At 71.9% G+C, this 8095-nt stretch carries 6 protein-coding genes; 3 read left to right on the top strand and 3 right to left on the bottom strand.

Going from position 1 to position 8095, the window contains the following annotated elements; translation table 11 throughout:
• From ACZ7L6_RS13895 to metK, 3 genes are all read right to left on the bottom strand, one after another.
• Window positions 1-1709, bottom strand: a 1709-nt coding sequence (locus ACZ7L6_RS13895) for a homocysteine S-methyltransferase family protein (protein WP_471923341.1), incomplete at its 3' end; no start/stop codon positions are given.
• The gene (locus tag ACZ7L6_RS13890) at window positions 1706-2689 is read right to left on the bottom strand and encodes a carbohydrate kinase family protein (protein ID WP_471923339.1); all 984 of its coding nucleotides are present in this window, start codon (window positions 2687-2689) and stop codon (window positions 1706-1708) included. The genes ACZ7L6_RS13895 and ACZ7L6_RS13890, both read right to left, overlap by 4 nt.
• Window position 2690: 1 nt before the next feature.
• Window positions 2691-3911, bottom strand: coding sequence for a methionine adenosyltransferase (metK, locus tag ACZ7L6_RS13885; protein WP_471923337.1), 1221 nt, complete (start codon window positions 3909-3911; stop codon window positions 2691-2693).
• A 488-nt stretch (window positions 3912-4399) separates the two neighbouring features.
• On the opposite strand from metK, the gene ACZ7L6_RS13880 reads away from it, so the two are divergent.
• From ACZ7L6_RS13880 to ACZ7L6_RS13870, 3 genes are read left to right on the top strand one after another with little or no spacing between them, the layout of a single operon-like run.
• The gene (locus ACZ7L6_RS13880; RefSeq protein WP_471923335.1) at window positions 4400-5356 is read left to right on the top strand and encodes an aromatase/cyclase; all 957 of its coding nucleotides are present in this window, start codon (window positions 4400-4402) and stop codon (window positions 5354-5356) included.
• Entirely contained in the window at window positions 5353-7182 is a 1830-nt protein-coding gene (locus tag ACZ7L6_RS13875) for an acyl-CoA dehydrogenase (RefSeq protein WP_471923333.1), read from the top strand. Before ACZ7L6_RS13880 ends, ACZ7L6_RS13875 begins: the two co-directional genes overlap by 4 nt.
• Window positions 7179-8048 (top strand): 4'-phosphopantetheinyl transferase family protein, encoded by an 870-nt coding sequence (locus tag ACZ7L6_RS13870; protein ID WP_471923331.1) that lies wholly within the window; start codon window positions 7179-7181, stop codon window positions 8046-8048. Before ACZ7L6_RS13875 ends, ACZ7L6_RS13870 begins: the two co-directional genes overlap by 4 nt.
• Window positions 8049-8095 lie beyond the last annotated feature (47 nt).

Raw genomic sequence — 8095 nt, 5'->3', positions numbered from 1 at the left:
TTGACGCACTCGTCCAGGAAGACGGAGTTCAGCAGGATCCGGGCGGCCGGGTTCAGGCCGAAGGAGATGTTCGACAGCCCCAGCGTGGTCTGCACGTCCGGGTGGCGGCGCTTGAGCTCGCGGATCGCCTCGATGGTGGCGATGCCGTCCTTGCGGGACTCCTCCTGACCGGTACAGATGGTGAAGGTCAGGGTGTCGATGAGGATGTCCGACTCGAGAATGCCCCAGTTGCCGGTGAGGTCCTCGATCAGCCGCTCGGCGATCTCCACCTTCTTCTCAGGAGTGCGGGCCTGGCCCTCCTCGTCGATGGTCAGCGCGATCAACGCCGCCCCGTGCTCGCGGGCCAGCTCGGTGACACGCGCGAAGCGGGACTCCGGGCCGTCACCGTCCTCGTAGTTCACCGAGTTGATCACCGCGCGGCCGCCGAGCTTCTCCAGACCGGCCCGGATGACGTCGACCTCGGTGGAGTCCAGCACGATCGGCAGCGTGGAGGCGGTCGCGAAACGCCCCGCCAGCTCCTCCATGTCGGCCACCCCGTCACGGCCCACGTAATCCACGCACAGGTCGAGCATGTGCGCGCCCTCACGGATCTGCTCGCGCGCCATCTCCACACAGTCGTCCCAGCGGCCCTCCAGCATCGCCTCACGGAACTTCTTCGAACCGTTGGCGTTCGTCCGCTCGCCGATGGCGAGGTAGGAGGTGTCCTGACGGAACGGGACACTCTGGTAGAGCGAGGCCGCCCCCGGCTCCGGGCGCGGCTCACGCTCGGTCGGGGCGACACCACGCACCCGCTCGACCAGCCGGCGCAGGTGCTCCGGGGTCGTACCACAGCAGCCGCCCACCAGCGACAGACCGTACTCGCGGACGAACGACTCCTGGGCGTCCGCCAGGCCCTCCGGCCCGAGCGGGAAGTGCGCGCCGTCGCTGGTCAGCACGGGCAGGCCCGCGTTCGGCATGCACAGCAGCGGGATACGGGAGTGCCGGGCCAAGTGGCGCAGGTGCTCGCTCATCTCGGCCGGACCCGTCGAGCAGTTCAGGCCGATCATGTCGATGCCCAGCGGCTCCAGCGCGGTCAGCGCGGCGCCGATCTCCGAGCCGAGCAGCATCGTGCCGGTCGTCTCGAAGGCCATCGAGACGAGCAGCGGCACCTCGGTGCCGGTCGCCTCCATGGCGCGCCGGGCGCCCAGGATCGACGACTTCGTCTGCAGCAGGTCCTGCGTGGTCTCCACGATCAGCGCGTCCGCGCCGCCTGCGAGCAGGCCCTCGGCGTTCGCCTGGAAGCCGTCCCGCAGCGTGCCGTAGTCGATGTGACCGAGGGTCGGCAGCTTCGTACCGGGTCCCATCGAACCCAGCACCCACCGTGGACGGCCGTCGCCGCCGCTCCAGGCGTCCGCCGCCTCGCGGGCGATCCGGGCACCCGCCTCGGACAGCTGGTGCACGCGGCCGGCGATGTCGTACTCCGCCATCGCCGAGTGGTTGGCACCGAAGGTGTTGGTCTCCACGCAGTCCACGCCCGCCGCGAAGTACGCGTCGTGCACGGAGCGGACGATGTCCGGCCGCGTGACGTTGAGGACCTCGTTGCAGCCCTCCAGCTGCTGGAAGTCCTCCAGCGTCGGATCATGGGCCTGGAGCATGGTGCCCATCGCTCCGTCGGCCACCACGACCCGGGAGGCGAGGGCCTCCCGCAGAGTCTCGGAAGACGCCGTCATGCCGGAACCTCCACGTGGCGTGCGATGTGCGCAGCGGCGTCCGGGCCGTATGCATCGGCGATGCGCGCGGACAGGCCGTCGGCCGTCAGCCGGTACTCCTGGGTGCCGACGCTCTCCAGGACCGTCGTGGCCAGGGCGCAGCCCAGCTGGGCCGCCCGTTCATTCGGCAGCCCGCGGCCCAGGCCTGCGAGGTAACCCGCGCGGAAGCCGTCGCCCACGCCCGTGGGATCGGCCGCTTCCTTGGCCGGCACGGCCGGTACGGTCAGAGTCCCGTCGCCGGCGGAGGTGAGCGTCACCCCGTCGGCGCCGCGGGTGGTGATCCAGGTGCCCACGCGATCCAGCACCTGCTGCTCGGTCCAGCCTGTTCTGTCGCACAGCAGCGCGGACTCGTACTCGTTGGCGAACAGCAGGCGCGCACCGTCGACCAACCGGCGGGCCTCCTCGCGTTCCAGACGGGCCAGTTGCTGGGAGGGGTCGGCGGCGACGGGAATGCCGAGCTCCTGGCACTCCCGGGTGTGGCGCAGCATGGCCCCCGGATCGTCGGGTGCGATGACGGCGAGGTCGGGGCTTTGGGCGCGAGCGGCGATCTCGGGCAGGCTGATGTCGCGGGACTCCACCATCGCGCCCGCGTAGAAGGCCGCGATCTGGTTCTGCTGCTCGTCCGTGATGCACATGAACCGGGCTGTCTGGTGCCGCGTCGTCACCCTCACATGGCGAGTGTCGACACCGTGCGCCCGCAACCAGGCTCCGTACTCGGCGAAGTCGGCGCCTGCGGCACCCACCAGCAACGGCGACAAACCCAGCAGTCCCAGGCCGAAGGCGATGTTGGCCGCGACACCGCCCCGGCGTATGTGGAGGTCGTCCACCAGGAAGGACAGCGAGACACTGGCGAGTTGGTCGGGCAGCAACTGCTCGCTGAAGTGCCCCGGAAACGTCATCAGATGGTCGGTGGCGATGGATCCGGTGACGGCGATCCGCATGTCAGACCCCTGCGGCCGTGCGGAGGGCATCCACGCGATCGGTACGCTCCCAGGTGAAGTCGGGCAGCTCGCGGCCGAAGTGGCCGTAGGCGGCAGTCTGGGCGTAGATCGGGCGCAGCAGGTCGAGGTCCCGGATGATGGCCGCCGGGCGGAGGTCGAAGACCTCGTCGATCGCCTTCTCGATCCGCTCGGTCTCCACCTTGTGGGTGCCGAAGGTCTCCACGAACAGGCCCACGGGTTCGGCCTTGCCGATCGCGTAGGCGACCTGGACCTCGCAGCGCGAGGCCAGACCGGCGGCGACGACGTTCTTGGCGACCCAGCGCATGGCGTAGGCGGCCGAGCGGTCGACCTTGGACGGGTCCTTGCCGGAGAACGCACCGCCGCCGTGGCGGGCCATGCCGCCGTACGTGTCGATGATGATCTTGCGGCCGGTCAGGCCGGCATCGCCCATCGGGCCGCCGATCTCGAAACGGCCGGTCGGGTTGACCAGCAGACGGTAGCCCTCGGTGTCCAGTTTGATGCCGTCCTCGGCGAGCGCCCTCAGCTCCGGTTCGACCACCGATTCACGGATGTCGGGGGTAAGCAGGGAGTCGAGGTCGATGTCCGGGGCGTGCTGCGAGGAGACCACGACCGTGTCCAGGCGTACGGCCTTGTCGCCGTCGTACTCGATGGTGACCTGCGTCTTGCCGTCCGGGCGCAGGTAGGGGACCGTGCCGTCCTTGCGGACGTCGGACAGGCGCTTGGACAGGCGGTGCGCCAGGAAGATCGGCAGTGGCATCAGCGTCGGCGTCTCGTCGGACGCGTAGCCGAACATCAGGCCCTGGTCGCCCGCGCCCTGCCGGTCCAGCTCGTCGGTCTCCCCACCTGCGGCGGCACCTTCGACCCGGGACTCGTAGGCCGTGTCGACGCCCTGCGCGATGTCGGGGGACTGGGCGCCGATGGACACGGACACGCCGCAGGAGGCGCCGTCGAAGCCCTTGGTCGAGGAGTCGTAGCCGATCTCCAGGATCTTGTTGCGCACGAGCTGGGCGATCGGCGCGTAGGCCTGCGTCGTGACCTCGCCGGCCACGTGCACCAGGCCGGTGGTGATGAGGGTCTCGACGGCGACCCGGGAGGTCGCGTCCTCGCGCAGGAGCGCGTCGAGAATGGTGTCACTGATCTGGTCAGCGATCTTGTCGGGGTGACCCTCGGTCACGGACTCCGAGGTGAACAGAAGCCCCATGGCGTATTCCTCCAGTTTCACGTCAGTCGAACCGAGCCGTGCAGTGGGTGCTCATGCCGCCGAGGTGAGGTTGACCCCGGATGCCCGGGAGCGTGCGGTGCCGATTTGACGGCACGCTCGCCGAGCGCGGGTGGAGACGGGCTCGACCCGGCCTCCGGGCCCGGTGCGCGGCCCTGCCCGGACGCCGGAACATCGCTCTGCGGCGGCCGGGTGTCCGGTCGATCCCGGCCGTCCGTGCGCCGTGCGGATGGTCGGCGTCCGCCGGGGCGTCCGGTCGGTATCCGGTCGGCATCGGCTGGAGGACCACTCGAGTCCGACGGCCGCGGCCCCCCCGGTGCCCCGCGTCACCTGCGGAGCGGCGCCGTCGGGAAGGTGGGGCCGGGTCCGGACCCCGGCGTGGCCACCAGCGGTGTTCGACTCCTGTTCCACCGGGATTCGAGGCGCGGCTCCTACAGTCGCCTCCCGCGACGAGAAGGGGGTGAACGCCGATGCCCGCACCGGCCGTGCACCGCACATCGCATCGGATCGAGGTGGCCGCACCCGCCGGGGTCGTCTACGGGTTCATCGCAGACGCCGAGCGTTGGCCGCTGTTCCACGCCCCGAACGTGCATGTGGAACAGCTGGACCTGGAGGGCTCCGAACAGCGCCTGCGCATGTGGGCACTGACCAGTGACGGCGTGACGTCCTGGGTGACCCGGCGCACACTCGATCCCGGTGCGCGGCGGATCGAGTTCCGCCGCGAGACGGGCTCGGGAGCCGAGGACGGCATGCTCGGCATCTGGAGCGTCGAGCAACTGCCCGGCGGCTCCTCGGTGGTGACGCTGGTGCGCGAGGTCTCGACGGTGGACGACCGCCTCCCGGCGGACCGGATCGGCGACGCCGGCATCCGCAGGCACATGGCCGACCTGAAGCGCCGCACGGAGAGCTGGACCGTCCTCGACGAGCTGGTCCTGACCTTCGAGGACGCCATGCGCGTCGACGGACCCGCGGAACTGGTCTACGGCTTTCTGTACCGGGCGGGCGCCTGGTCCGGCGGCGTTCCAGGGCTGAAGGACGTCCACCTGGACGAGGACGTGCCCGGCATCCAGATGGTGCGCACCACGGCCGAGGACGCCGAGGAGATCCGGGCCGTACGCCTGTGCTTCCCCGGGGCCGGACTCATCGTCTACAAACTGACCGAGCCGCCCGCGCTGATCGCCGGACAGGCCGGCGAATGGTCGGTGGAGCCCGACTTGACGGGAGTCACCGTGCGCGTGCGGCACCAAGTGGTGCTGGACGAACGGGACGTCACCCGCGTCCTGGGGGAGGACGCCGACCTGTCCGACGCCCGCCGCTACGTCCGCGAGACCATCAGCCGGGACAGCGCCATGCTGCTCGAACTCGCGCGCAGGCACGCGGAGGACGCGGCCGACGCGCTCGGCATGCACGTCCCAGGAATGTCATGACCACCACCGCAGAAGCGTGCGCCGTCTCCCGGATCACCGAACGGCGCACCGCCGCTCCGGGCACCGTCGGGACAGAAGGCTCCACGGACGGACCGGTCACCGGCGCGCTGCGCCGGGCCGCTCGTCTGGACGCCCTGCTCGGCGACCCGTACGACCCGGCCAACGCACATGGCTTCGCCGCGTTCGTCGCCGCCGCGCGGGACCGCCGGCCCCCCTGGGCCACCGAACGGCTGCTCGCCGAGGCAGGGCTCGCATCCGAATTCGTCCCCGCGGGCCACGGCGGCACCCTGACCCGGGCCGACCTGCTCATGAAGGTCCTGCGGCCGGTGTTCCGGCGCGATGTGGCGCTCGGTTTCACCGGCGGCATCACCTCGCTGTTCGCCTCCTCCGCGGTATGGGCGGCCGGCACCGCCGAACAGCAGCGCGCTACGGCTCGGCTGCTGCTGGGCGGCGGACGGGCCACCGTGGTGCATCCGGGGCTCGCTCCGGCCGGCGGGGTCCGGCGCGAGCAGATCGACGCCCGGCGCCGTGCCGACGGCGCGGGCATGAGTCTCAGCGGCAGCAGGTCCGCCGTCATAGACGCGGCCCGAGCGGACGTCTACCTGGTCCACGCCCGCACCGCCGCCGCCGGTCCCCGCAGCCACTCCGTCCTGCTGGTCGACCCTGCCCGGCTGCCCGGCGGGCGGATCCACCGGCTGCCGCGCGTGGCGACCGACGGGATGCGCGGAGCACTCTTCTCCGGGCTGCGGTTCACCGAGTGTGCGATACACGACGACGCCCTCGTGGGCGCTCCCGGGGACGGGGCCGCCCTGGCACTGCGCATGAACCAGGTCAACCGATGCCTGGTCGCCGGTGCCGTCACCGCGGCCGTCGACCCGATCCTGCGGTCCGCCGTGGGCGCGGCCACCGACGGGCGCTCCGGGCCACCCGCCCGCCGCTGGCACCGGCCGCTCGCCGGAGTCTTCACCGACCTGCTCGTCTGCGACGCCCTGACCACGGTGTGCCTGCGGGCGGCCGGCGCGGTGCCCGGCCGGACCCATGCGCCGACGGTCGCCGGCACCTACACCGTGACCGCCCTGCTCCAGGACGGGCTCGAGGAGCTGTCCGCGGTGCTCGGCTCGCACCGCCGGCCCGATGACGACCTCCTGCACGGCATCCTCGCCAAACTGGTGCGTGATCTGCCGGCCGCGGGCCTCGGCCGTGCCGGCGCCGCCGCCTGCCAGGCGGTCGTCGTGCCGCAGCTGGGCGGCCTCGCGAACCGTTCCTGGTTCATCGAGGAGGAACCGCCCGCCGAACTGTTGCGCGGTCACGCGGATGTGCCGCCGCTGAACCACCGGGCGCTGGCCTTCGCCGGCGGCGGGGACTTCCTTGCCGCCTCCCTGGTCGGCGCCGCCGAACGGCTCACCCGGCTGGGCCGCACCAAAGGCCGCACCGGGCTGCTCGCACGGATGGCGGAAGTCTTCCTCGCGGAACTGCGTGCGCTGCGCGACCAGTGCGCCCTGCTTCCGGGCCGGTTCGGCGAAGCCCTGTCCGGCCCCGCGGCCTGCGCCCTGAGCGACCGGTACGGCCTGGTCGTGGCGGCCGCCGCCGTGCTCGCCGTCTGGGAGGGGCAGGAGGGCGACGACCCCTTCCTCGCCGACCCCGGCTGGGCCGCCCTCGCCCTGTCGCGGCTCGGACGCAGGCTGGGGCTCGCGCTGCCCGACGTACCGCAGGACTGCGTGACGGGCGTCCTCGACGAACTGCTGCGCCGCCATCGCACGGGACGCGGCCTCGACCTCGATGGCATCCCCCTCATGCCGGGAGGCCGGGAGGAGACGACCGGATGACGCCAGGGCCCCGCATCAGCCCACCCGTGCACGTGACGGGACCGGCCGGACCGTGGGACGCGGTTCGGGAGGGGATGCACCGACGCGGCAACGCGGTGGTGTTCACCACCTGGGGCGAGTGGCTGAGCGCCGTCGTCACCGAGCCCCGGCTGCGCCTGCTGCTCGGCCGGGACTGGCCGCGCTACCGGCGTACCGCCGATCCCCAGGTGCGACACCGGTTCGCCGCCGCGCGGCTGGTGCTGAAGTACACGGCGGCGGCCGCGCTGGGCACCGACGCCGCCGAACTCGACCTCGCCTACAAGATCGGCGGACGGCCCCATCTGCGCGGGCTGCGGCAGGTCGATGTGGGGCTGTCCCACACCGACGAACTCATCGTGGTCGGCATCAGCCGCGGCGGACGGATCGGCGTCGACGCCGAACCGCTCTCGCGCACGCTGACCTTGGACGTGATGCACGAGCGCATGTGCACGCCTGCCGAACGGGCCTTCCTGAGCGGCCTGGACGGCCCGGCACAGACAGCCGCCCTGCTGCGCCTGTGGACGCTGAAGGAGGCGTACACCAAAGCGCTCGGGCAGGGACTGCGGCTGGCGTTCGACGAGTTCGGTTTCCCCCCGGGCGTGGAGGGAGAACTCCCCGACGGCGCGGCCGGCGGGCTGCTCGCACCGGACGGCGGCCCCGCGGCACGCGGCGCCTGGGCGTTCGGCACCTACCGGGCGCTGGAGCGCTATGCGGTCACGGTGGCCCGCTACGCCCAAGCCCCCAGCGCGACGCCCTGGGCTGCCGAGCGGACCGTGGCGGACGAGAGGTCCATGAGCCTCGTCGCACAGCTGCTGCCCGGGGAGTCGTCCGCCCCAGCGCCGCAGTAGCCCCGCTCAGCAGGCGCTTAAGGATGTCTGGAGGGCATAAGCACCGC

The sequence above is a fragment of the Streptomyces sp. NPDC107522 genome (assembly GCF_055657525.1).
The sequence above is the reverse complement of the archived record's forward strand: the minus strand, read 5'-3'. Positions and strand labels throughout refer to the sequence as shown.

Coding starts and splice junctions, on each gene's coding strand:
- ACZ7L6_RS13875 (WP_471923333.1), top strand. CDS start 5,353: ATGACCACCACCGCAGAAGCGTGCGCCGTCTCCCGGATCACCGAACGG.
- ACZ7L6_RS13880 (WP_471923335.1), top strand. CDS start 4,400: ATGCCCGCACCGGCCGTGCACCGCACATCGCATCGGATCGAGGTGGCC.
- ACZ7L6_RS13870 (WP_471923331.1), top strand. CDS start 7,179: ATGACGCCAGGGCCCCGCATCAGCCCACCCGTGCACGTGACGGGACCG.
- ACZ7L6_RS13890 (WP_471923339.1), bottom strand. CDS start 2,689: ATGCGGATCGCCGTCACCGGATCCATCGCCACCGACCATCTGATGACG.
- metK (WP_471923337.1), bottom strand. CDS start 3,911: ATGGGGCTTCTGTTCACCTCGGAGTCCGTGACCGAGGGTCACCCCGAC.